The organism is Halogeometricum limi, assembly GCF_900115785.1.
Classification (GTDB): Archaea; Halobacteriota; Halobacteria; order Halobacteriales; family Haloferacaceae; genus Halogeometricum; species Halogeometricum limi.
The window spans coordinates 169,648-192,751 of sequence record NZ_FOYS01000001.1 but is presented as its reverse complement, the minus strand read 5'-3'; the positions used below and the strand labels follow the sequence as shown (position 1 = coordinate 192,751).

The 23,104-nt window shown below is 67.5% G+C and carries 23 protein-coding genes; 15 read left to right on the top strand and 8 right to left on the bottom strand.

Features of this window, described 5'->3' with window-relative positions:
• The first annotated feature begins 47 nt into the window (after positions 1-47).
• From hemC to BM282_RS00910, 7 genes are all read left to right on the top strand, one after another.
• Complete coding sequence (hemC, locus tag BM282_RS00940) at positions 48-1,211, top strand: hydroxymethylbilane synthase (RefSeq protein ID WP_089875901.1); 1,164 nt, start codon at positions 48-50, stop codon at positions 1,209-1,211.
• Positions 1,212-1,213: 2 nt separating this feature from the next.
• A complete protein-coding gene (gene cobA / locus BM282_RS00935; protein ID WP_175501326.1) occupies positions 1,214-2,041 on the top strand; it encodes a uroporphyrinogen-III C-methyltransferase in 828 nt (275 codons plus the stop codon).
• A complete protein-coding gene (locus BM282_RS00930) occupies positions 2,038-2,781 on the top strand; it encodes a uroporphyrinogen-III synthase (RefSeq protein ID WP_089875898.1) in 744 nt (247 codons plus the stop codon). Before cobA ends, BM282_RS00930 begins: the two co-directional genes overlap by 4 nt.
• A 51-nt stretch (positions 2,782-2,832) precedes the next feature.
• Entirely contained in the window at positions 2,833-4,002 is a 1,170-nt protein-coding gene (locus BM282_RS00925; RefSeq protein ID WP_089875896.1) for an MFS transporter, read from the top strand.
• 51 nt (positions 4,003-4,053) lie between these two features.
• On the top strand, positions 4,054-4,278 hold the full coding sequence (locus BM282_RS00920; protein ID WP_089875894.1) for a hypothetical protein: 225 nt from the start codon (positions 4,054-4,056) through the stop codon (positions 4,276-4,278).
• Positions 4,279-4,316: 38 nt separating this feature from the next.
• Positions 4,317-5,756, top strand: a complete 1,440-nt coding sequence (locus BM282_RS00915) for a DHH family phosphoesterase (protein WP_089875892.1) — start codon at positions 4,317-4,319, stop codon at positions 5,754-5,756.
• 75 nt (positions 5,757-5,831) lie between these two features.
• A complete protein-coding gene (locus BM282_RS00910) occupies positions 5,832-6,248 on the top strand; it encodes a hypothetical protein (RefSeq protein ID WP_089875890.1) in 417 nt (138 codons plus the stop codon).
• Positions 6,249-6,496: 248 nt separating this feature from the next.
• Here the strand turns inward: BM282_RS00910 and BM282_RS00905 are convergent, their stop codons facing one another.
• Both BM282_RS00905 and BM282_RS00895 read right to left on the bottom strand, forming a co-directional pair.
• Entirely contained in the window at positions 6,497-6,730 is a 234-nt protein-coding gene (locus tag BM282_RS00905) for a hypothetical protein (protein WP_089875888.1), read from the bottom strand.
• A gap of 478 nt (positions 6,731-7,208) precedes the next feature.
• Positions 7,209-8,771 carry a Na+/H+ antiporter NhaC family protein gene (locus BM282_RS00895; protein ID WP_089875884.1) on the bottom strand — a complete coding sequence of 521 codons (1,563 nt, stop codon included), beginning with the start codon at positions 8,769-8,771 and terminating at the stop codon, positions 7,209-7,211.
• A 243-nt stretch (positions 8,772-9,014) separates the two neighbouring features.
• Between BM282_RS00895 and BM282_RS00890 the strand changes: the two genes are divergently transcribed.
• The 3 genes from BM282_RS00890 (at position 9,015) to BM282_RS00880 (ending at position 11,377) form a co-directional block, all read left to right on the top strand.
• Positions 9,015-9,332, top strand: a complete 318-nt coding sequence (locus BM282_RS00890; RefSeq protein ID WP_089875882.1) for a DUF5783 family protein — start codon at positions 9,015-9,017, stop codon at positions 9,330-9,332.
• A gap of 74 nt (positions 9,333-9,406) precedes the next feature.
• A complete protein-coding gene (locus BM282_RS00885; RefSeq protein ID WP_089875880.1) occupies positions 9,407-9,769 on the top strand; it encodes a NifU family protein in 363 nt (120 codons plus the stop codon).
• A 66-nt stretch (positions 9,770-9,835) separates the two neighbouring features.
• A complete protein-coding gene (locus BM282_RS00880; protein WP_089875878.1) occupies positions 9,836-11,377 on the top strand; it encodes a sulfatase in 1,542 nt (513 codons plus the stop codon).
• A gap of 29 nt (positions 11,378-11,406) precedes the next feature.
• Here BM282_RS00880 and BM282_RS00875 read toward each other — a convergent pair whose 3' ends face one another.
• From BM282_RS00875 to BM282_RS00865, 3 genes are all read right to left on the bottom strand, one after another.
• Positions 11,407-11,733 (bottom strand): DMT family transporter, encoded by a 327-nt coding sequence (locus BM282_RS00875; RefSeq protein WP_089875876.1) that lies wholly within the window; start codon positions 11,731-11,733, stop codon positions 11,407-11,409.
• A 52-nt stretch (positions 11,734-11,785) separates the two neighbouring features.
• Positions 11,786-12,685, bottom strand: coding sequence for a ketopantoate reductase family protein (locus BM282_RS00870; RefSeq protein WP_089875874.1), 900 nt, complete (start codon positions 12,683-12,685; stop codon positions 11,786-11,788).
• A gap of 117 nt (positions 12,686-12,802) precedes the next feature.
• Positions 12,803-13,093 (bottom strand): DUF7130 family rubredoxin-like protein, encoded by a 291-nt coding sequence (locus BM282_RS00865; protein ID WP_089875872.1) that lies wholly within the window; start codon positions 13,091-13,093, stop codon positions 12,803-12,805.
• 346 nt (positions 13,094-13,439) lie between these two features.
• Here BM282_RS00865 and BM282_RS00860 point away from each other — a divergent pair, with 346 nt between their 5' ends.
• Positions 13,440-14,498: a PQQ-binding-like beta-propeller repeat protein gene (locus tag BM282_RS00860; RefSeq protein WP_245758259.1), complete on the top strand. Its 1,059-nt coding sequence runs from the start codon at positions 13,440-13,442 to the stop codon at positions 14,496-14,498.
• Between the two features lie 174 nt (positions 14,499-14,672).
• Here the strand turns inward: BM282_RS00860 and BM282_RS00855 are convergent, their stop codons facing one another.
• The 3 genes from BM282_RS00855 to BM282_RS18335 form a co-directional block, all read right to left on the bottom strand.
• Entirely contained in the window at positions 14,673-18,260 is a 3,588-nt protein-coding gene (locus tag BM282_RS00855) for a DNA polymerase II large subunit (RefSeq protein ID WP_089875870.1), read from the bottom strand.
• A 3-nt stretch (positions 18,261-18,263) separates the two neighbouring features.
• On the bottom strand, positions 18,264-18,683 hold the full coding sequence (locus BM282_RS00850; RefSeq protein WP_089875868.1) for a PPC domain-containing DNA-binding protein: 420 nt from the start codon (positions 18,681-18,683) through the stop codon (positions 18,264-18,266).
• A 191-nt stretch (positions 18,684-18,874) separates the two neighbouring features.
• A complete protein-coding gene (locus BM282_RS18335) occupies positions 18,875-19,042 on the bottom strand; it encodes a DUF7556 family protein (RefSeq protein ID WP_175501325.1) in 168 nt (55 codons plus the stop codon).
• Positions 19,043-19,191: 149 nt separating this feature from the next.
• Here BM282_RS18335 and BM282_RS00845 point away from each other — a divergent pair, with 149 nt between their 5' ends.
• The 4 genes from BM282_RS00845 to BM282_RS00830 all read left to right on the top strand — a co-directional run bounded on the left by BM282_RS00845 (position 19,192) and on the right by BM282_RS00830 (position 23,058).
• On the top strand, positions 19,192-19,704 hold the full coding sequence (locus BM282_RS00845) for a DUF7555 family protein (protein ID WP_089875866.1): 513 nt from the start codon (positions 19,192-19,194) through the stop codon (positions 19,702-19,704).
• Between the two features lie 87 nt (positions 19,705-19,791).
• On the top strand, positions 19,792-20,637 hold the full coding sequence (locus BM282_RS00840) for a CBS domain-containing protein (protein ID WP_089875865.1): 846 nt from the start codon (positions 19,792-19,794) through the stop codon (positions 20,635-20,637).
• 2 nt (positions 20,638-20,639) lie between these two features.
• Positions 20,640-22,427, top strand: coding sequence for a glycine--tRNA ligase (gene glyS, locus BM282_RS00835; protein WP_089875863.1), 1,788 nt, complete (start codon positions 20,640-20,642; stop codon positions 22,425-22,427).
• A 7-nt stretch (positions 22,428-22,434) separates the two neighbouring features.
• A complete protein-coding gene (locus BM282_RS00830; RefSeq protein ID WP_089875861.1) occupies positions 22,435-23,058 on the top strand; it encodes a dolichol kinase in 624 nt (207 codons plus the stop codon).
• The last annotated feature ends 46 nt before the right edge of the window (positions 23,059-23,104 follow it).

Sequence of the window (23,104 nt, the reverse complement as noted above, 5' to 3'; positions counted from 1 at the left end):
GGGAACTGGTGGGCTTTTCACTCCCCAGCGCCCACGTGGGGACAGTTATGAAACGCGGGACGCTCCGACTGGCGACGCGAGGGTCCGACCTCGCACTCCGACAGGCGGCGAGTGTGCGCGACGCACTCGCGGACCGTCGGTTCGAGGTGGAACTGGTGGAGGTGGAGACGCGTGGCGACCAGATTCGCGACGAACTCATCCACCGACTCGGGAAGACGGGCGCGTTCGTCCGGGCACTCGACGAGAAGGTGCTCGACGGCGAACTCGACGTCGCCGTCCACTCGATGAAGGATATGCCGACCGAACAGCCCCGTGACCTCGTCGTCGCGGGCGTCCCCGAACGCGCCCCCGCGGGCGACGTCCTCGTCACGCCCGACAGCACGGCGTTCGAGAACCTCCCCGCGGACTCGGTGGTAGGCACGTCGTCGCTCCGCCGGAAGGCGCAGATTCTCGCGAACCGCCCCGATTTGGAGGTCGAACCGCTCCGCGGCAACGTCGACACGCGCGTGGAGAAACTGCTCGCGCCGACGCTCCAGCGCGAACACGAGGCCCGCGTCGACGACGACCGAGACAAGAAGGGCAACAGCGCCGAGGCGTCCGCCTCCGGCGAGGAGTACGAGACGGAGTTCGACCGCTCCATCGACGAGTGGTTCGACGACCTCTCGGAGATAGAGCGTCGCGCGCTCGAACGCGACGTGGAGACGGAGTACGACGCCATCGTCCTCGCGGAGGCGGGCCTCCAGCGCTCCGGCCTCCTCCACCGCGTCGAGTACGAACGCCTCCCGAAGAACGAGTTCGTCCCCGCACCCGGTCAGGGGGCAATCGCCGTCACCGCACGTCACGACACCGACCACCTCGACCGAATCAACGGCGCTCTGGACGACCCACGGACGCGCGTCACCACCACCGTCGAACGGACCGTCCTCGCGGAACTCGGCGGGGGATGCATCGCCCCGATGGGCGTCCACGCGAAACTGCAGGGCGAACACGTCCACGTCACCGCGCGCGTCCTCGCCGTCGACGGGAGCGAAGAGGTCAGTGCGAGCCGTGACCTGCCCGTCGACGACCACGCGAACGCCGCGGCCGAGTTCGCCGACTATCTCGCCTCGCAGGGCGCAGACGAACTCATCGCCGCCGCCCGGGCGGACGCCGACGACGCCGACGACGAGAACAGCGTCGAAGACGCCGACCACGGCCCCCGCGGGGAGTGACGATGAGCGTCGGGAAAGTCTACCTCGTCGGCAGCGGACCGGGCGACCCGGACCTGATGACCGTGAAGGCGGCGCGCCTGCTGGAGGAGGCTGACGTCGTCCTGCACGACAAGCTCCCCGGCCCGGAGATTCTCGGACGGATTCCCGAGGAGAAGCGCGAGGACGTCGGGAAGCGCGCCGGCGGCGAGTGGACGCCGCAGGAGTACACCAACCACCGACTGGTCGAACTCGCCCGCGAGGGTAAGACCGTCGTCCGACTGAAGGGCGGCGACCCGTTCGTCTTCGGACGCGGCGGCGAGGAGATGGAGCATCTCGCGAGCGAGGGAATCCCGTTCGAGGTCGTCCCCGGAATCACCTCCGCCATCGCCGGCCCCGGAACGGCGGGAATCCCCGTCACGCACCGCGACCACACCTCCTCCGTCTCGTTCGTCACGGGCCACGAAGACCCCACGAAAGAGGAGTCGGCGGTCGACTGGGAGGCACTCGCCGCGACGGGCGGCACGCTCGTCGTCCTGATGGGCGTCGGCAAACTCCCCGACTACACGGCCGCACTCCGCGAGGCGGGGATGGACCCCGAGACGCCCGTCGCCCTCGTCGAACGCGCGACGTGGCCGGACATGCGCGTCGCCACCGGCACCTTAGACACCATCGTCTCCGTGCGCGACGAGGCGGGCATCGAACCGCCCGCCGTCACCGTCATCGGCGAGGTGGCCGGAACGCGCGAACGCGTCCTCGCGTTCCTCGGCAACCGGACGGGCGAGTGGGACGGAGACGAACGTGCCGCAGACGAAGCCGTGAAATCGGACGCGGACGGAGTGGACGACGAATGAGCCAACAGGTTCGCGTCGCCGTCTTCCGCCCGGACGACGACCGGATGCGCGACGCCGTGGAACTCCTCGATTCGCTCGGCGCGATAGCCGTCCCGGACCCGATGCTCGCCGTCGAACCGACGGACGCGACGCCCGAGTCCGCGGCGTACGTCGTCCTCACGAGCAAGACGGGCGTCGAACTGCTCTCGGAGAAAGGGTGGGACCCCGGCGACGCGACGCTGGTCTGTATCGGCCCGTCGACGGCCGCCGTCGCCCGCGACGCCGGGTGGACGGTCGACATCGTCCCAGAGGAGTACACCTCCGCGGGTCTGGTCGAACGCCTCCGCGGGGAGGTGTCGGGCGCGACGGTGGAAGTCGCCCGGAGCGACCACGGCAGCGACGTCCTCCTCGACGGACTCCGAGACGCCGGTGCCGACGTCCACGAGACGGTGCTCTACCGACTGGTTCGGCCGGAGGGGACGGGCCAGTCGGCGGTGATGGCCGCCGGCGGCGAGTTGGAGGGCGTCTGCTTCAGTTCCTCGCTCACCGTCGAGAACTTCCTCGACGCGGCCGAGGAGCGAGGCGTCCGAGACGAGGCCGTCGCCGGACTGAACCGGATAGTCGTCGGCGTCATCGGTCCGCCGACGCGCGAGACGGCCGAGTCGCACGGCATCGACGTCGACGTCGTCCCCGACGACGCGGACTTCGAGCAACTGGCGTGCGCCGTCGTCGAGGCGGCCGCGCCGACGTACCACGAGTGACGCCGTGAGACGGCGACGCCTCGCGACGCAGACGACGACTCGGAGGCCCGCGTGAGCGGAACGGACGGGTCGTGGCGCACCGTCGGCGTCGTCGCCGGGTGGCAGACGGCCGCGAGCCTCTGTTACTACACCATCTTCGCCGCGACGGGCTTCCTCCGCGAGTCGTTCCACCTGACGGAGTCGCTCGTCGGCCTCTTCTTGACCGCGGCGATGCTCGGCTACACCGTCTCGCTGTTTCCGAGCGGTGCCGCCGTCGACGGGTTCGGCGAGAAACGGGTGATGACCGTCGGCCTCGTCGCCCTCGCCGTCGCCGCCGTCGGCGTGACGTTCGCGCCCAGTTACCCACTGCTCCTCGTCGCGGGCGCACTGCTCGGCGCGGCGTACTCCACGGCGATGCCGGGGTCGAACCGCGGTATCGTCGCCGGGGCACCCGCGGGCCGGGCGAACCTCGCGATGGGATTGAAACAGGTCGGCGTCACCGCCGGGAGCGGTGCGGCGTCGCTCGTCGTCACCGGCGTCGCGGCCGTCGCGGCCTGGCGGGTGGGCTTCTGGGCCATCGCCGCACTCGCCTGCGTCTACGCCGTCGGGTTCGCCGTCGTCTACCGCGGGAAGAGCGGAAGCGGCCGATTCGAACGACCCGAACTCGGCGGCCTGCGCGCGAACGGCCCCTACGTCGCACTCGTCGCCGCCGGCCTGTTCCTCGGTGCGGGCGTCTTCTCGATGCTCGGCTACACCGTGCTCTACGTCGAAGACGTCGTGGGCGCGAGCGCCGCCGTCGCGGGCGTCGTCCTCGCGGCGACGCAGGTGACCGGCAGTCTCGGCCGCGTCGGGGCCGGAACGCTCGCGGACCGACTCGGCGGCGCGCACGGCGCGGCCACCGTCGCCCTCGCTCAAACCGCCGTCGGCGCCGGACTGTTCGTCGTCCTCGTCGGAAGCGGGGGGTCGCTCCTCCTCACCGTCGCCGTCTTCGTCGGCCTCGGCCTCTCCGTCCACGGGTCGACGGGCGTGTTCTACTCCTGTCTGAGCGACGTGGTCGACGACGACGACATCGGCGCGGCGACGGCGGGCGGGCAGACGGCGCTGAACACGGGCGGACTGCTCGCCCCGCCGACGTTCGGGTTCGTCGTGGAGTCGATGGGGTACGACGCGGCGTGGGCGTTCGTGACGGCGCTGACCGCCGTCGCCGCGGTGCTGTTGTTCGTGGTCCGGCGACGGGTGTGAGTCCTGTCATACCAGATACTATTTTGCCACCTCGCCAGAGACACCGAAGCGATGCCCTCCACCACGGACCTCTACCGACGCCTCGACGAACGGCTGAGAGCCTTCTCGCGGGGGCGCTACGCGCTCACCGTCGGCGTCTTCGTGTTCGCCGTCTCGCTCGCCACGAGCACGCTCCTCGGGGACCCCGAACTCGTCTCGGCGACGGCGATGGGCGTCACGTTCACCGCGATATACTACTACACGAACCCGAACGAGTCGGACGCGACGAGCGAGTAGAGCGCAGGTTTAAACCCGAGAACGAGCCAACGAGAGGTATGAGCGCGGACAGTACACCCGCGGCGGCAGACGGCCCGGTTCCGGAGATGCGAGAACGCGCCGCCGACTGCGCCGCACGACTACGCGACGCCGACCGAGTCCTCCTCGCCTCGCACATCGACGCCGACGGCCTGACGAGTGCCGCCGTCGCCGCCTCGGCGCTCGAACGGGCCGAGATTCCGTTCGAGACGGTGTTCTCGAAGCAACTCGACGAGAGCGAGGTGGCGCGCATCGCCGCCACGGACTACGACACCGTCCTGTTCACCGACTTCGGCAGCGGCCAACTCGACATCATCGCGGCACACGAGCAACGCGGCGACTTCACGCCGGTCATCGCCGACCACCACCAACCCGCCGACGCCGAGACGGAGTACCATCTGAACCCCCTGCTGTTCGGCGTCGACGGCGCGTCGGAACTGTCCGGCGCGGGCGCGAGTTACGTCCTCGCGCGGGCGCTTGAGTCCGACCCCGGCGCGAACCGTGACCTCGCCGCCCTCGCCGTCGTCGGCGCGGTGGGGGACATGCAGGACTCACAGGGCGGCCTCCACGGCGCGAACGCCGGTATCGTCGCCGACGGCGTCGACGCGGGCGTGCTTGAGGAGGCGACGGACCTCGCCATCTACGGGCGGCAGACCCGTCCGCTCCCGAAGTTCTTGGAGTACGCCAGCGACGTCCGTATCCCCGGCATCTCGAACGACCAGAACGGCGCAATCGAGTTCCTGTCGGACCTCGACCTCGACCTGAAGGCCGACGGCGACTGGCGTCGCTGGGTCGACCTCTCGATGGACGAGCGACAGACCGTCGTGAGTGCGCTGCTGCGTCGAGCTATCGCCTCCGGCGTCCCCGCGAAACGCATCGAAGAACTCGTCGGGACGACGTACTCGCTGCTCTCCGAGGAGGTGGGGACCGAACTGAGAGACGTGAGCGAGTTCTCCACGCTGTTGAACGCCACCGCCCGGTACGAACGCGCCGACGTGGGACTGGCCGTCTGTCTCGGCGACAGGGGCGAGGCGCTCGAACGGGCGCGGAAACTCCTCCGAAACCACCGGCGAAACCTCTCGGAGGGGCTCCAGTGGGTGAAAAGCGAGGGCGTCACCGTCGAGGAGAACGTCCAGTGGTTCGACGCCGAGACGCGAATCAGAGAGACCATCGTCGGCATCGTCGCCGGGATGGCCGTCGGCGCGAGCGGAATCCGCGGCGACGTGCCCATCCTCGCGTTCGCGGAGAAGTCGGCCGACGAGGTGAAAGTCTCCGCGCGGGGGACGCACGCCCTCGTCCGGAAGGGACTGGACCTCTCCGCCGTGATGCGCGAGGCGTCCCGCGCCGTCGGCGGCGACGGCGGCGGGCACGACGTCGCGGCGGGTGCGACCATCCCCGCCGGGACGCGCGAGGCGTTCGTGGCCGAGGCGGACCGTCTCGTCGGCGAGCAACTCGGCTAGCGAGACCCCCGGCGGCCAAACCGCCTAAGCGCGCCGCCGACGAGGGCCACGTACGGTCACTCGGCCGTGGTCTACATGGATACCGAAGATTCGCCCTCGTACACCCGCAGACGACTCCTCGCAGGACTGACCGCCGTCGGCCTCACGACGCTCGGAGGGTGCGTGTCGACCGGACTCTCGCTACGGACCGACGGTCTCTCCGACTCCGACGTGTTCGAGTCCGTCTCGCTGTCGGAGTCGTGGACGGCGAATCGGGCCGTGGGAACCGTCTCGCTCACCGATACGGCGACGACGGAGCACAGCGTCCGAGAGCTAGCCGTCATCGACAGCGAAGGGAGTAGCGTCTGGAACTCCCCCATCGCACCCGGTCAGACGAGCGTGAGCGACGCTCGGTTTCCGGTCGGAAAGCCCGCGAGACTCGTCGCCGCCGACAACAGCGGTGCGTTCGTCGAGGAAGTCGGTGTCACCGTCAGCGGTTCGTCGTTTCCCTGATTCTGCGAGCGTCGCTTCGCCTGCGATGAGAGACCGACATCTCACGGAGAGAAAGCGCCGTGTCGAGATTCTGTATCGCGGTATAGAGTATATGAAGTCGGTATCGGCGAAGTGACCGAGTAGCCGAGACGGCGGTGAGACGCCGTGTCTGTGCGAGAATCGGCCGAAAATGTCCGACGTTCGTGTTCGGATACCCTCTGCCATCGAACGAACGCACGAAGGAGCGTTCGCTGTCGTCGGCGGCGGTGTCAGCAGAGAATGACGTTCGAGACGCCGTCTCGACACCGCGTCGGACGCAGACCGACGTCGAGCGTCGTGGCGTGGGGACAGAACGCACCGAGTTCGCCATCCAGGCTCATCGCCTCCTTCCCTGCTGTCGTCTCGCAGGCGGCGCTTTCCCACCGAAAGAGCGGGACGGGTTGGTCGCCGGTGATGCCGAACGAACTCCGCGCATGGGCGGTGAACGGAGGAAGGCGAATCACCGACGGCCGGTCACGGCCCTAATTCGACGATATGGCTATGGATACGCCTGTTAGCCGTCGGTTTCCGAGTCGAGCAAGGAGCAGCCGATAAACGTCATCATGCGATATAGAATGAGTTCAGGTCCTGCGGGTCGGGGGTCGGCCAAGACAGCGGACGAGAGTGCGTGGACGACGTCGACGACGCGGTGTTCCTGTACGGTGGCGGCACCGAGGCACGAGAACGAGCCGAAGAGACCCTCGATGCGGGCGAAGAGCCGCTTTCGTCTGTGAGGTCTGACGGCGACCCGAACCGAATCGGAAGCGGGTGGTGCCAGTCGAGGACCATAGAGTCGCGCGTGACGGTTCCGGTGGACTCACCGGTGGACGCGAACCGAGAGTCTTCGGTAGACACGAACCGAGCGCTACCGGCGGACCCACGGTGCAGTCATCGAATCGATCGCCGAGGCGGGTGAGCGCCGTCTCGGATATCGTCGGCGGTTCAGTCCGACGACGACCCGAACATCGCCGGCACGCGCACGTCGACGTGTTGGGAGAGGACGTACGCGGCGGCGAACAGGGTGACGACCCCGATCGGCAGAAGGACGAGCGCACCGACGCCGTAGCCGGCCGCGACGAACAACGCCGTCGCGACGGACCCACACAGCACCGCGTACGGAATCTGGGTGTTCACGTGGTCGACGTGGTCGGCCCCGGCGAACATCGACGAGAGGACCGTCGTGTCGCTGATGGGCGAGCAGTGGTCACCGAACAGCGACCCGGTGAGTATCGCGCCGATGGCGAGCGGTAACGCCGCGCCGAGTTGGTACGCCAGCGGAACCGCCACCGGGAACATGATACCCATCGTTCCCCACGAGGTGCCGATGGAGAAGGAGATGATGGCCGCCGAGACGAACACGATAGCGGGGAGGAGTGCGGGGGTGACGACACCCTCCGCGATGCTGACGACGTAGGGGCCGACGCCGAGCGACTCGCTGACGCCGCCGATAGTCCACGCCAGCGAGAGGATAGCCACCGGGAACATCACCATCTTGAACCCCTCGAAGATGGCGTCGCTCACCGCTTCGAGTTCGACGCGCGCGTGGCCGACGAGGATGGCGAGCAAGAGTGCACACGCCGAGAAGACGCCCCAGAGGATGGCGTCGGCGGTGGCCGCACCTTTCAGCGCTTCGACGGGGGCCTTCGCGGGCCACCCGCCGGAGTAGAGCAGACCGAACCCGGTCACGGCGACCAGCACGACGATGGGCGCGGCGAAGTACCACCAGCGCGAGTCGACGTGGTCGGGCGTGACGATGTCCTCCTCACGAGTTTCGATGAGCGGGTCGGCGTCGTCCGCGAGCACTTTCCCCTCCTCTTTGGCGCGCTTCTCGGCGCGTTTCATCGGGCCGAAGTTCCACCCCATCCAGACGAGGATGAAGACGAGGACGACGGCGAGGAGGCTGTAGAAACGGAACGGGATGCTCTGGAGGAACACCACGAACGCGCTCTGGTCGATACCGAGTTGGGAGAACTGCTCTCTGATGAGTCCGACCTCGAAGCCGACCCACGTCGAGACGACGGCGACGCTCACGACGGGCGAGGTGGTCGAGTCGAGGAGGTACGCGAGTTTCTCGCGACTGATGTCGAACTGGTCGGTGATGGGGCGCATCACGGACCCGGTTATCATCGTGCTCGCGTACGAATCGACGAAGATGAGCATCCCGAGGAGGCCCGTTCCCAGTTCCGCCTGCTTCCGCGTCTCGATACGCGAGATGATGCGCCGAGCGAGAGCGCTCATCCCGCCCGAGAGGAATATCATCCCGAGCATCGCCCCCGAGAGGAACGTAAACAACAGTAGTTTGCTGTTGAACGACCCCGTGACGCTATTGATGACCAACTGGAGCGAGTGAGCCGCCCCCGCGATGGGATTCCACCCGACCAAGATGGTCGCACCTATCCAGATACCGGTGAACAACGAGAGGAGCACCTGTCTGCTCAACAGCGTCAGCACGATGGCGAACAGTGCTGGGAGCAGACTGAGGGCTCCGTACGTTTCGGCGGACATGACAGGCCGCAGATAACGGTCGCCCGTGTTAAGGATTTTAGCCCCGAGTCCGAATGTTCTCCGAAAGAGACGTTCATCAGTCGGACAAGCTGTCCGTGTCACTCGCACCCGAACGCCGCGCGATGGCCGCCGCCCGTCCGGCGTCGCGGGTGCTCGGCCGGGAGAGACGCGACGGGCGACCGGCGACGACCATCGAACGGACGGACCGTCCGACTTTTCTCCTCGAACGGAAAACTCCGAGGTATGACCGACTTCGACCCCGAGAAGTTCGAGGACAAGTACGTCCACTACTTCCCGCAACTCCAGCGAGCGTACAAGAACGCGTTCAGCACGATGAACGACGAGTACGACTCGAACCTCATCCACGCCATCGACCAGCAGATTCTGAACGAGTCAGAACCGATGTACGAGGACGGCGACTTCTACATCCAACTGCCCGAGAACCCGAGAGACCGACTGACCGGCGTCGTCGTCGAAGACGAGAAGTTCGACGCCGTGTTGGACCGCTACCTCGACGAGTTGGTCGCCGAACATCGACGTATCTTCGGCGTCGACGGCTGAGAGGGCCGAATCGAGAGACGGAAGCGACGTACCCGAACCAAAGGTCTAAGCCCGTCCACCACGAATCCCGGCGTATGAGCACGGACGCGAGCAACGCGGACGACGACCTGAAAGAACGCGTCACCAACTTCCTGCGCCGGAACTTCCCGCAGATTCAGATGCACGGTGGCTCCGCGGCGATTCAGCACCTCGACCGAGAGAACGGCGAAGTCACCATCATGCTCGGCGGAGCATGTTCCGGGTGCGGTATCTCGCCGATGACCATCCAGGCCATCAAGAGCCGAATGGTCAAAGAGATTCCCGAAATCGAGAAAGTCAACGCCGACACCGGCATGGGCGGCGACGGCGGCCACGGCGGCGGCATGTCCCCGTCGTTCCCCGGCGAGTCCAGTTCCGACGACGGCGGCAGCGACGAAGGCCCGCAGGCCCCCTTCTAGTCGGTCCCCACCGCGGCGACGCGGGAGACCGGTGACTCTTTCATTCTGTCCGCGCGAGAGAGGTGTATGAGCACTGAGTCGCCCGAGAACGTTCTCTTCGTCGTGATGGACACGGTCCGGAAGGACCGACTCACGCCGTACGGGTACGACCGGCCGACGACGCCGAACCTCGAAGCGTTCGCGGAGGAGGCGACCGTCTTCGAACAGGCCGTCGCCCCGGCGCCGTGGACCCTCCCCGTCCACGCCTCGCTCTTCACCGGGATGTACCCCTCCGACCACGGCGCAGACCAGGAGAACCCGTACTTAGAGGGCGCGACGACGCTCGCACAGACGCTCTCCGCGGCGGGATACGACACCGCCTGCTACTCGTCGAACGCCTGGATAACGCCGTACACCCACCTGACCGACGGCTTCTCCGACCAGGACAACTTCTTCGAGGTGATGCCCGGAGAGTTCCTCTCCGGGCCGTTGGCGAAGGCGTGGAAGACGATGAACGACAACGACGCCCTCCGGGCCGTCGCCGACAAACTCGTCAGCCTCGGCAACACCGCCCACGAGTATCTCGCGAGTGGCGGCGGGTCCGACTCGAAGACGCCCGCCGTCGTCGACCGGACGAAGGCGTTCATCGACTCCTCCGAGCGGTCGTTCGCGTTCATCAACCTCATGGACGCGCACCTGCCGTACCACCCGCCCGAGGAGTTCGCAGACGAGTTCGCACCCGGCGTCGACTCGACGGAAGTGTGTCAGAACTCCAAAGAGTACAACGCCGGCGCGCGCGACATCGACGACGAGGAGTGGGAGGCTATCGGCGGCCTGTACGACGCCGAAATCGCCCACATCGACGACCAACTCGGCCGCCTGTTCGACTGGCTGAAAGAGACCGACCGCTGGGACGACACGATGGTCGTCGTCTGCGCGGACCACGGCGAACTCCACGGCGAACACGACCTGTACGGTCACGAGTTCTGCCTGTACGACCCGCTCGTGAACGTCCCGCTGATGGTGAAGCATCCCGCGTTGGAGGAGGAACGCCGCGAGGACCAGGTCGAACTCGTCGATCTCTACCACACCGTCTTGGACGCCCTCGACGTGGAGGGCGGCACGCCCGCAGACCCCGGCGACGACGTGGTCGCCCTCGACCGAACGCGGTCGCTTCTCTCCGACTCCTACCGGGAGTTCGCCGACGCGACGAACGAGGACCCCGGCCAGACTCGCGACGGTGAGTACGCGTTCGTCGAGTACTCGCGACCCGTCGTCGAACTGAAGCAGTTAGAGGAGAAGGCCTCTGCCGCCGGAATCACGCTGCCCGAGGATTCGCGCTTTTACTCGCGGATGCGGGCCGCACGCCGGACGGACGCGAAGTACGTCCGCATCGACCGCATCCCCGACGAAGCGTATCGCCTGGACGAAGACCCCGGAGAGACGGAGAATCTCGCCGGGAGCGACGACGACCGAATCGAAGCGACCGAGGCGGCGCTCTCGGCGTTCGAGTCGAACGTCGGCGGCGCGTGGACGGACGCTCTCGACGCCGACGTGTCGGACGACTCCGTGGAGTCGATGGACGAGGAGGCCCAAGACCGCCTCCGTGACCTCGGCTATCTGGAGTAGGCGACCCGCTGTCGCTGTTCGTCTCGTCTTCAGGCCGCAAAGCGCAGGCCGACGACGCCCGCGACGATGGCGGAGAGACAGACGAGTCTGACGAGCGACGTCGACTCACCGAAGAGGACGATGCCGAGAACGACGGTTCCCACCGCGCCGATACCGGTCCAGGCGGCGTACGCCGTCCCGACGGGGAGGACTTGGACGGCTTTCGCGAGGCCGGCCATACTCACGACGAGTGCGACGACGACGACGAGCGTCGCTCGGAGGTTCGAGAAGCCGTCGGCGTACTCCAGTCCGATAGCCCACACCGTCTCGAACACGGCGGCACCGAGGAGGACTAGCCAGGCGGTCTGTTGGTTCACGTGGGGGCTTCGAGACCGACCCGTTTGAGCGATGCGACTCGCCTGCTCGCGGTTACGACCGGACGCCCCGTCCGCGCTCCCACGTTCGGAGGAGGGCCGCGAGCGTACGGTGCGTCGGCACGTCGAGTCGGTGTCGCTCCGCTCGTTCGACGACGACGCCGTGGATGGCGTCCACCTCCGTTCTCCGACCGGCGTCCACGTCCTGAAGCATCGACGACCGGTTCGCACTCGTCGCGTCGACCACCTCCGCGAGCGACGCGCGGGCACGTCGGTTCGTGAGCGAGACGCCTTCCGCGCGGGCGACGCGGGCCGTCTCGCGGGCGGCGCGGTGCGCCAGTTCGGACCCCGGTCCCTCGGCGAGTGCGCCGTTCTCGACGCGGGCGAGGGCGGTGACGGCGTTGATACCGGCGTTGACCGCGAGTTTCTCCCAGCGACGGCGCGGCATGTCGGCGGCGACGAGGGTGTCGAGGCCGGCGTCGCGGAACGCCTTCCCGACCCGTTCCGCGCGGGGGTCGGTGCCGCCGCGCCGTGCTCCGAGGACGACGCGCCCGACGCCGGTACACTCGACGTGGCCGGGGGCCGTGAGGCGCGCGCCGTAGGTGGCCGTCCCGGCGAGGACGGGTGCGTCGAGTCCGGCGGCGAGTTCGCCTTCGGTGAGACCGTTCTGGAGCGAGAGCACCGCGTCGAACGCCCCCGTCGAGAGCGCGTCGACGGCCGCGGGGGTGTCGAACGACTTGACCGTCACTATCGCGAGGTCGGCCGCGCGGCCCTCGCCCGCCGTCGTCGCCGCGGGCGTGGTGTGAACGTCGAGCGCGCCGGAGACGCGGACGCCCGACTCGCGGACGTTCGAGACGTGCGGGTCGCGGCCGACGAGCGTCACGTCGTGCGTCCGGGCGAGAACCGCGCCGACGAGCGTCCCGAGACTGCCGGCACCGAAGACGAGGATATCCATGGCGAGCGATGGACGCGAGTCGGAAAAAGCGTCGGGGTCGGTCGTCGGCGGTCGGTCGGTACGTCGTCACGGCCGTCCGTCGTCTACGGACGGTCCGCGGCCGAGACCGAGGCGCGGTCAGTCCTCGGTCCAGTAGAACAGGTCTTCCTTCGGCGCGCCGCAGTCCGGGCACTTGTCGGGCATCTCGTCCAACTGACCCATCTCGCCGCAGTTGGCACAGCGCCACGCCAACTCGGCCTCGCCGAACTCGTGGCCGGCGCGTTCGTGTTCGATGGAGAGGCTGGCGATGCCCTCTCTGGTCGTCACGAAGAAGCCGTCGTCGTCGAAGCCGCGAATCGTCCCGAGTTCGCGGCCGTCCTCGGTGTACACGACGGTTCCGATGCTCGCGGTGGGTTTTTGTTCGGCCATGGGAGAGGATTCGACGGCCAACGGAATAAATCTCTTCGGCGAAATTACAGAAGGTACTCACGTTCGGTGGTCGAACGGGAGATATGCGCCCTCCAACGCGCGGTGCAGACGAACGCCGGACCCGTCGCTCGTTCCTCCACCTCGCCGGCGTCGCCGCCGTCGGCCTCGCCGGGTGTACCGCCGAATCCGACGAGTCGTCGTCGCCGACCGAATCGCCCACCCGACCGCCGACGGCGACGGAGACCGAAGTGACGCCCGAGACGGAGACGTACGGACCGACGGACGGCCCCGACGAACGGGTCACCGCGACGCCGCCCGGTGAGCCACCGCTCGATTCGTCGGGAGCGTGGCCCCAGTTCCGCTTCGACGCCGGCAACACCGGCTACGCACCCGAACTGTCCGGCCTCCGCGACGCCGCGGGCTACTGGACGTTGGACGCCGGACACGCGCCGAGCGTCGCCGACGGAACGATGTACAACGTCTACGCGCGGGAGGAACCGAAGTCGTTCACGCGTCGCGACCCGCGACGGCCGCGGTTCGCTCGGCGACGGACCTCGTCTCGTACGGCGTGAACAGTCCGCCCGCCGTCGCCGGTGACCGGGCGTTCGTCACGACGTTCGTCGAGGTGTTCTGTCTCGCCACCGACCGCGACGAGGTGCTGTGGCGCGGCCCGGAGACGAAGGGGATTCAGGGCGCGCCGACGGTGACGGACGACACCCTCTTCGTCAACGGCGGTGGGTACACCGAGACGCCGCCGCGACTCACGGCGTTCGACTTCGATGGGACCGAGCGCTGGTCGTACGAATCGGGTGTCCGGTCGCGGGCGACGCCCGCCGTCGGCGACGGCGCGGTGTTCGTGACGAGCGATGCGGGCGTCCACGCCGTCGAACTGGAGACGGGCGAGGAACGGTTCGTGAGCGACGCCGTCTCGCACGGGTGGGGGAGCGTCGCCGTCGCCGACGGAACCGCCTACGTCGTCGACTACCGGTCGAGCGACGAGCGACGGTATCGACTGTACGCGCTCGATACGGCGGACGGGAGCGTTCGCTGGGCCGCCGAGACGGGGCCTGCCCGCGGGCCACCCGTCGTGGCCGACGGAACCGTCTACGCGGTCGGTCCGAACGAGACGATGCTCGCACTCGATGCCGAAGACGGGTCCGCACGAGAACTGCCGAACCGTCGCGCCGTCCCCGTGGCGTGTACGGGAGACGTGCTGTACGTGACGAACGGGGGGACGCTGTACGCCTACGACGCGACGACGGGCGAGGGTCTGTGGTCGTACGCGACGCCCGAGGTGCAGGTCTCAGACACCGTGAACCAGACGATTCACGGCGTCACGCCCGTCGACGGCGCGGTGTACGTGGACGCCGCCGACGGCCTGCACGGCGTGGGGCCGGCGGAGTAGAAGCAGGGCGGATGCGGCGGCGGAGCGGTGCGGCGGCGGAGCAGTCAGGATGTCGCACCACAGACGAGGCCGAAGGCCGAGTCTGTGGGAGATTTTTGGTGGAGCTTTTTGCAACGAGGGTTCCCGCAGCGTCGCCGAAGGCGACGCGAGGAAACCCGAGTCAGCAAAAAGGTCCTACATGAAGTCGCCCAACTTCGAGGCCTTGTTTTTGTCGTTCTCGAAGACCGATTCGAGGCTCTTTTCGAGGACTTCGAGTCGCTGTTTCGTGTAGTCGCGACAGCCGAACTCCTCGGCCACCTCGATGGCGACGTCCATGTACTTGTTCACCGACCCCTGGTGGACGGTGAGGTTGACTCGGCCGCCGCACTCCCGGCAGTCGCCGGTCAGCGGCATCCGTCGATACTTCTCGCCGCAGTCGAGACAGCGCGTCTCCTGTCTGGAGAACGCGCGGAGGTTCCCGATGAGGTCCGGGAGGAAGTGCCCCTCGATGACCCGTTCGGCCACGTCAGTCTCGTCGACGGCGCGGAGTTTCCGCGCGAGTTCGAGTTGCGCGTCCATCTTGTCCATCATCGACCCGAGCGTCTTGTACGCCGAGAGGTCCGGGCCGAGGGCGATGTCGGTGGTGTCGTGGGTGTGGTCGAACCCGCGGTACTCGTCGTCGGTGCCGAGGGTGTCCTCGCCGAGTTGGATGAGGTTCTCCACCTCGCCGGGGTCGGCCATCTCTAAGGAAGCCTCGTAGAACGCCTCGGGGTACTGGCGCACGATGTCCATGTTGTGCGCCTCGTCGTCAATCTCCGAGGGGTCGATGCGCGAGGACATCACGAGCGGGGCGTCCATCTGCCCGCCGCGCTTGTCCGGGAGGAACTCCTTCGAGAAGTTCAGGAGGCCGTCCATGAGGAGCATGACGCAATCTTCGTCGCCGTCGCAGTTCCGCCGCTTGGCGGCGTGAAAATACGGGTGGGCGTAGCCGACGGCCGCGGACGTGAATCCGACGACGCGCCCGACGACGGCCGCGGAGGTGTGCGGGGCCATCCCGAACACGAGTTCGCCGATGAGGTCGTCTCGTTCCTCTACGTCGTAGAACGGCTCTAAACCGTAGAACTTCGAGAGGAGGTCGTCGACGAAGTCGGCCGTCTTCAGCATGTGTTGGGCCGCGCCGTCCGAGAGGACGATGTCCTGTACTTTCAGTTCGACGAGTTGGTCGTCGAACCGCAGGGGTTCGCCGTCGATGTCCGTCTCGTAGCCGAGTTCGCGGAAGTGGTCGACGGAGACGTCGAGTTCCGCGGGGCGAACCGAGGTGACTGGGAGGTCGGTCATGTCGTAGCGGACGGTCCCGTCTTTGAACGAGGAGACGCCGTGTTTCGCCCGGAGGATGCCTTTCTCGATGGCTTCGGGCGTCTTGTTCGCCGAGGTGAGTCCCTTCACGCCTTTCAGGATGGGGTAGGAGGACTCGCGTTCGCCGACGTTCTCTAACGCCGAACGGAGTTCCGTCGAGAGGTCGATGGAGAACCAGTCGGGGCTCTCCACCTCGCGTTCGCAGCGTTCGCAGAACACGCGACCGGACTCGTCGGGTTCGACGACGGTACCGCACTCCTCGCACTCGTAGTGCGGTTCGGTGTGCGTCTCGCAGTCGGGACAGCGGTTCTTGAACGTGTGCGCGCCGCAGTCGGGGCACTCGCGGTCACCGACGAGGGCGTTCAGTTCGCCGCGGACGCCCTGTTCGTTTCGCGCGCGGGCCGCCTCGCCGACGTCGCGTTGGTTCCCGCCCATCTCGCTGATGGGGAACAGCGTGTGGACCGCGGGCGAGAGGTCCCGCGACTCGGATTTCTCGGGGCGACCCATCCGGTTGCCGATTCGGGTCGGAGCGCGTTCGCGCACGTCGAAGGGGGCGACTTCGGTGACGGCCTTCACGGCGTTGTCGCCGCCGGCCCACTGGCGGGCCTCCGCGGAGAGGTCGTCCCAGGTCATCTCTAAGGACGCTGTGAGACCGAGCGAACGCGCGAACAGTCGCCACTCCGGAATCCGGAGCGTCTCGTCGGTCTGGGTGTGCTCGACGAGGAGGTGTTCGAGCAGTCGGGTGAGTTCCTCGGTCCGGTCGAGTTCGAGGACGCCGTCGGTGGAGTCTGCGTCGTCGGGTTCGAGGACGACGCCGCCGTCGGACTCGACGACTCGTCCGCCCGCCGCGGCGTCCGCGAGCGTCTCGAACTCGTCGACGGTGATGTCGTGCCAGAGATAGGTGTAGTCGGGGTGGAGATGGCAGTCGTACTCGGTGGCCCACTCGAACGCCTGTTCGGCCGTCGGATGTTCGAGGTCGATTCGCGGGTCGTCTTCGAGGGCTTGGACCGGTGCACCCGCGGACTCGAACTCCTGAACCCACCACTCGTAGACGTACGACGCGGGTGCGAGCGGGTGGTTGTTCTCGACGAACTCGCCGAAGTTGACGAGGTACTCCCCGAGGTCCAGAATCTTCTCGACGCCGTTTCTCACTTTCAGCGCCTCCTCGGGGTCGTCGATGCGCCGCACGTCGCCGTTGGCGAGTCTGACCGTCGGCCCCTCGATGGAGTCGACGGGGATGACGCCGCCCGCCTTCCCGGGACGTTCGGTCTTTATCTGCGTCCCCGTCGCGAGGAAGTCGTCGACGAGGTGCATCGTTGCGGGGTGGACGCCCGCCGTCGCGAAGCCGTGGTTGCGGGAACGGCCGTAGCGGAGGCGGAACCCGCCCGCCTCGCTCGGATGGCCGAAGACGGGACGCCCGGCGATGAGGTCGCGGAGGTACTTGCTCGCGGGGTCGACGCGGGCGGGACCGGCCGGTTCCGGGGCGTCTTCGACGGCGTCCTCGGGCGTCTCGTCGGCCGCGTCGGCGTCCTCGGCCGCGTCGTCTTCGTCGCCGTCGCCGTCGCCGTCGTCCGCCCCGCCGCCCTCGTAGTAGGTGCCGTCGATGAGGTCCTGCAACCACGGCCAGTCGACTTCGTCGAGTTGTCGGGTGTAGCGCTGAATCTTCGGGGCTTTCAGCGCGATACCCTCGGCCATGACCAGACACATCCCACCGCGGGCGGAGTTGGTGTCGACGCGTTCGAGGTCACGGAACCCGGAGACTTCCTCGTCGCCCGTCGCCTCGCCGTCGAGCATGATGGGCATGTGCTCTGCGATGAACTTCGTCTCCTTGTCCTTCGGCGAGTACTGCAGTCCGGTCTCCTTGTCGTAGAGAGCGACCTCTTCGGCGTAGCGCTCGACTTCGATGTCTCGCGCCTTGTACTCCTCGATGCCGAGAAGCGACCGGGCGAAGTCGGCGACGAGGACCGAGAGCGCCTGTGCGGTCCCGCCGGCGGAGCGAATCGGGCCGGCGTAGTAGACGTTGACGAACTCGGTGCCGTCGTCGTTCTCTAAGATTTCGACGCGGTCGATGCCCTCGATGGGCGCGGCGACGACGCCCTCGGTGAGGAGGGCGACGGCCGTCCGCACCGCGCCTTCGACCTTCCCGGCGCGGGAGTCGTAGTCGCCGACGCTCCCCTCGACGAAGTCGTTGACGAGTTCGAGGGCGGCCTCCTCGCGGGACATCTGCCCTTCCAACTCGCGGACGCGTTCCGCCACGCCGGGGATACCGAGGATGTTCTCGACGCGGTCGGCCATGTCTTTGGCGACCGGAATCTCGACCTCGGGTTGCGGGTCACGCCCCTGTCCCTTCGCGGCGCGGGCGCGGTCGAACGCCTCGTCGAGACGGTCCTCGATGCGCGCGAAGTACCGTTCGTCGTCTTCGTGCACGGTCTACAACCAGAGGTCTAAGTCGGTCACGTCGTCGTGTTCGCGTTCGAGCGGTTCGTCGAACGCGCGGAGGTACACCTCGCCCGCGAAGACGGTGGCGGCGTTGAGGTGGCCCGCCAACGACTGGCCGCTTCGACGGGAGAGGACGGCGTGCGTGTGCGCGAACGGTTCGTCGTCGAGGAGGGCGACGTTGCCGACGCAGGCGGCGACTTCCAACGGTTCGTCGAACGTCACGGAGCGGTAATCTTGCTCGGTCTGATCGTAGAACCACACCTCGGCGTCCTGCACCGCGCCCATGGCGTTGAACCACGCCGATTCGATGTCCTCGAGTTCGGCGAACTCCTCTATCTCCTCGCGCCAGTCCGCCCCGTTGTCCAGTCGGAGGAGGAACTCGCGACTGGATTCGACTGCCCGATAGTTCATAGACAGGTGCTTGCGTGGGAACGGCAAAAGTGTTCAGTGTTCGGGACGGACGAGGCGACGAGACGACGCAGTCGCTCGGGAGAAGTGGACGAGTCTGCCGGCGCGAACGCCGCCGTTCGGCGCTCACGCGTGAGAATTCGCGGAGTCGAAGTGAGTCGGCGGACGTGCCGCGCCCGCCGACCCGTGGGCGCTCAGGCCCAGTCCCGAAGTGACGGCGCCTCCGCCTCTCGCATCGAAAGCCACGCGTTGTCGCAGGAGATGTCTGCGATAATGAACTCCGAGCGGGAGAGACTGGAGTCCACCGAGGCCATGACCTCGGCGCGCGACGCGTCGGACGATGCCGTCACATTCGGCGTCATGTTTGATACTCTGTAACAACCCTACATAAACTCGTCGGAAAGACCACGACGATGCTCAGAATCTGACCGGGGAGTCAGTTCGTCGGCGGGGCCGAACGCGAGGGGAAGTTCTACCCGTCCGCTCGACGAAACGGCCGTACTCACCGCCAATGGACCTCGATTCGGACACCGTCGACTCCCGCCCGAGAGGCGACTCGGGACCCACAGACGAGATGCCCCCGCCCGCGCAACTGTTCAAAATCGCACTCGACGCCGCGACGTGGGGCGTCGTCGTCCTCCTCTGTGGGTCCGTTCTGCTGGCTCTCGTCGGCCTCGTCGTCGGCAACGGCCCCGTCGGGTTCAAGCGCGGCCTGTTCGTCTTCGGGTTCCTCGCGATGGGCGGGTCGCTCCTCTCGCTCCGTCCGAAGCGCGCGTGGAGACGCGGACGAGACGGCGCGTCCGACGAGAAGGAGCGTCCGGCGGGCGGCGCAGACGGGCGTCGGGCGGGAGACGCAGGCGAGGGCCGTCGAAGCGACGTCGCCCGCCGAACGCTCCTGCCCGCCTCGTTGGCTCCCGACCCGGCGTATCGGTCGTCGTGGGGCCTGCGCGTCTTCGTCGGCGGGATGTGGGCGCTCTTCGTCTCCTACCTGCTGGAGACGGTGTTCGGCGTCGTGCCCGTCTGACCTCGGAGCGTCTCACTCCCTCGACGCCACGCGAACGCGTCGCAGACCTTCGCAGAGTACAAGAGGCGGCGGGAAGTACGACGGGGTATGCAAGTAGCCGACGCGATGACTCCGCGAGAGGACGTGGTGACCGTGAAACTCCCGGGCACCCGTGACGACGTTCTGGAGTATCTCCAAGAGCGCGGCTTCTCGTCTGTGCCGGTCGTGAAAGAGACCGACGGCGAGGAGGCCTACCGCGGCCTCGTCAGCCGAGAGGACCTCATCGAACACCCCGACGAAGACCAACTGGCCGTCCTCATGCGCGACGTGCCGACGACGACGGCCGACACCTCCGTCGAGGACGTCGCCCGCATGATGGTCGAAGAGGGTACTCGTCGCGTTCCCGTCGTCGACGGCGAACTGGAGGGCATCGTCACCGTCACCGACGTGGTTCGCGCCATCGCCCGCGGCGAAGTCGCACTCGACGCGGGTGCGGCGGACGTCGCCTCGAAGGACGTGAACACCACGTACGTCGAGACGCCGTTGACCGTCGCCGAGCGCGAGATTTTCTACGCGAACGTCCCCTACGCCGTCGCACTCGACGAGGAGGGCCAGATGGCGGGCATCCTCACCGAAGTCGACATCATCGACGTGGCGCGCGTCGTCGAGGGCGAGGACGACACCGGCGGTTCCGTCGCCGACCAGGACGACGAGTGGATGTGGGAGGGAATCAAGACCGTCGGCAACCGCTACGTCCCGACGCGGAACGTCGAACTCCCGGCCGAACCGGTGTCGACGTTCATGAGCACCGACGTGGTCACCGTCTCGAAGCGAAAGTCCGCCGTCGAGGCCGCACAGGCGATGATAACGGAAGACATCGAGCAGATTCCGCTCGTCAGCGGTGACAATCTGGTCGGCATCGTCCGCGACATCGACCTCCTGGAGGCGTTGTAGGGATGGCGGAACGAACCGAGGGCGAACGCCTCACCGAACTCGCGAAACGCCGCGGCTACTACTTCGGTTCCAGCGACGCCTACGGCGGCGTCGCCGGGTTCTACACCTACGGTCCGCAGGGTGCCGCGCTGAAGTCGAACGTCGAAGACGCGTGGCGCGACCGGTTCGCCGTCCAGGAGGGCAACATGGAGATAGACGCGCCGACCATCATGCCCGAACCCGTCTTCGAGGCGTCCGGTCACCTGGACGGCTTCGACGACATGCTGGTCGAGTGCGCCGAGTGCGGCGAGTCCCACCGCGCGGACCACCTCATCGAGGACAACTCCGACCTCGAAGACGCCGAGACGCTGTCCGTCGAGGAAGCGGCCGAGCGAATCGCCGACCTGGGCCTCGTCTGTCCGAACTGCGGCGCTGACCTCGCGGGCCAGTCCGTTGAGGACTTCAATCTCATGTTCGAGACGAACATCGGCCCCGGTTCCTCGACGGCGGGCTACCTCCGCCCGGAGACGGCGCAGGGCATCTTCGTGGAGTTCCCGCGCATCAAAGAGTACGCCCGTAACCGCCTGCCGTTCGGCGTGACGCAGGTGGGCCGCGCCTACCGCAACGAGATTTCGCCGCGGAAGAGCATCGTCCGCACGCGCGAGTTCACGCAGGCCGAGTTAGAGCAGTTCGTCGACCCCGAACGCGACGAACCCGACCTCTCGTCCGTAGAAGACGTCGAGGTGCTTCTCTACCCCGCAGACGAACAACAGGCCGACGACGGCGACTACGTGGAGACGACTATCGGGGCCGCCGTCGAAGACGGCATCGTCGCCAACGCGTGGGTCGGCTACTTCCTCGGCGTCGCCCAGGAGTGGTACGAACGTATCGGCGTCGACGTGGACCGCTTCCGGTTCCGCCAACACCTCCCCGGCGAACTCGCGCACTACTCCTCGGACTGCTGGGACGCCGAGAGCGAAGTCGACGGCGACTGGATAGAAATCGCGGGCTTCTCCTACCGGTCGGACTACGACCTGTCGAAGCACGCCGAACACGCCGACGAGGACTTCACCGTCTTCCGGCAGTACGACGAACCGAAGACGGTCGAACGCGCCGTCGTCGACCCCGACATGTCCGTCCTCGGCCCCGAGTTCGGCGGCGCGGCGGGCGGCGTGAAGCAGGCGTTAGAGACGCTCGCGGAACGCGACCCGGACGCCTTCGACGCCGACGAGGTGACCGTCGAGGTGGACGGCGAGTCCTACGCCGTCGACACCGACGTGACGAACTTCGCCGTCGAAGAACAGACCGAGAGCGGCGAACACGTCACGCCGCACGTCGTCGAACCCTCGTTCGGCGTCGACCGAACGGTGTACACGCTCCTCGCGCACGCGTACGAGGAGGACGAGGTGGACGACGAGGAACGGACGTATCTGTCGCTCGCCCCCGCCGTCGCGCCGCGCGACGTGGGCGTGTTCCCCCTCGTGAGCAACGTCGACGAACTCGTCGACCTCGCGGAAGACATCGTCGACGACCTGCGGACGGCCGGCCTCTCGGTCTTCTACGACGACTCCGGCAGCATCGGCCGTCGCTACCGGAGACAGGACGAAGTCGGCACGCCGTTCTGTATCACCGTCGACCGAGACGGTCTGGAGGGCGACAGCGAGACGACGGTCACCATCCGCGAACGTGACTCCGGCCGACAGGTCCGCGTCCCCGTCGACGCCCTCGCCGCGGAGTTAGAGTCGGTCCGGGCCGACGACCGGACGTTCGCCGACATCGCCGCCGAGTACGAGGAAGTAACGAACGCCTGACCGGACGGTGACCTCCACCACACCCTCGAAGAGCGAGGTGAAACGCCGACTCGTCCACGTGAGCGGTGCGCTTCTCCCACTCGGCTACGTCCTCGGCGTCCTCACGTGGGCGCAGTTGGGAGTGGTGATGGTCGGTCTCTCCGTTCTCGTCGGGATACTGGAACTGCTCAGACTCCGCGTCGGTCTCGACTGGGCCATCTACGACGAACTCACCCGGTCGTACGAACAGACCAACCTCGCGGGGTACGCGCTCTACATCTTCAGCATGACCGCCGTCGCCCTCGTCTTCGAACCCTACGTCGCCGTGCCGGGGATGCTGATGCTCGCCGTCGGCGACCCCGTGAGCGGACTGCTCGGGCGGACGCGCGAGGCGGGCGAACCGAAGCGGATGACGACGCTCGGCGCGATGTTCCTCGTCTGCCTCCTCGTCAGCGTACCGTTTCTCTTGCCGGTCGCCGGTCCCGTCGGCGTCGGCGCGGCCGTCGCGGGGGCGGTCGGCGCGACGGTCGCAGACGGCGTGAAACCCGTCGTCCGAGGCTACGTCGTCGACGACAACGCCTCGATTCCGCCGGCGGCGTGTCTCTGCATCGCGGCGGTGCTCTGGGTGACGGGTGCCGCGGCGGTCGTGTAGTCGGACGCAAGAGAGAAGACGAGCGAGCGACCCGGCGCCGGCGAGT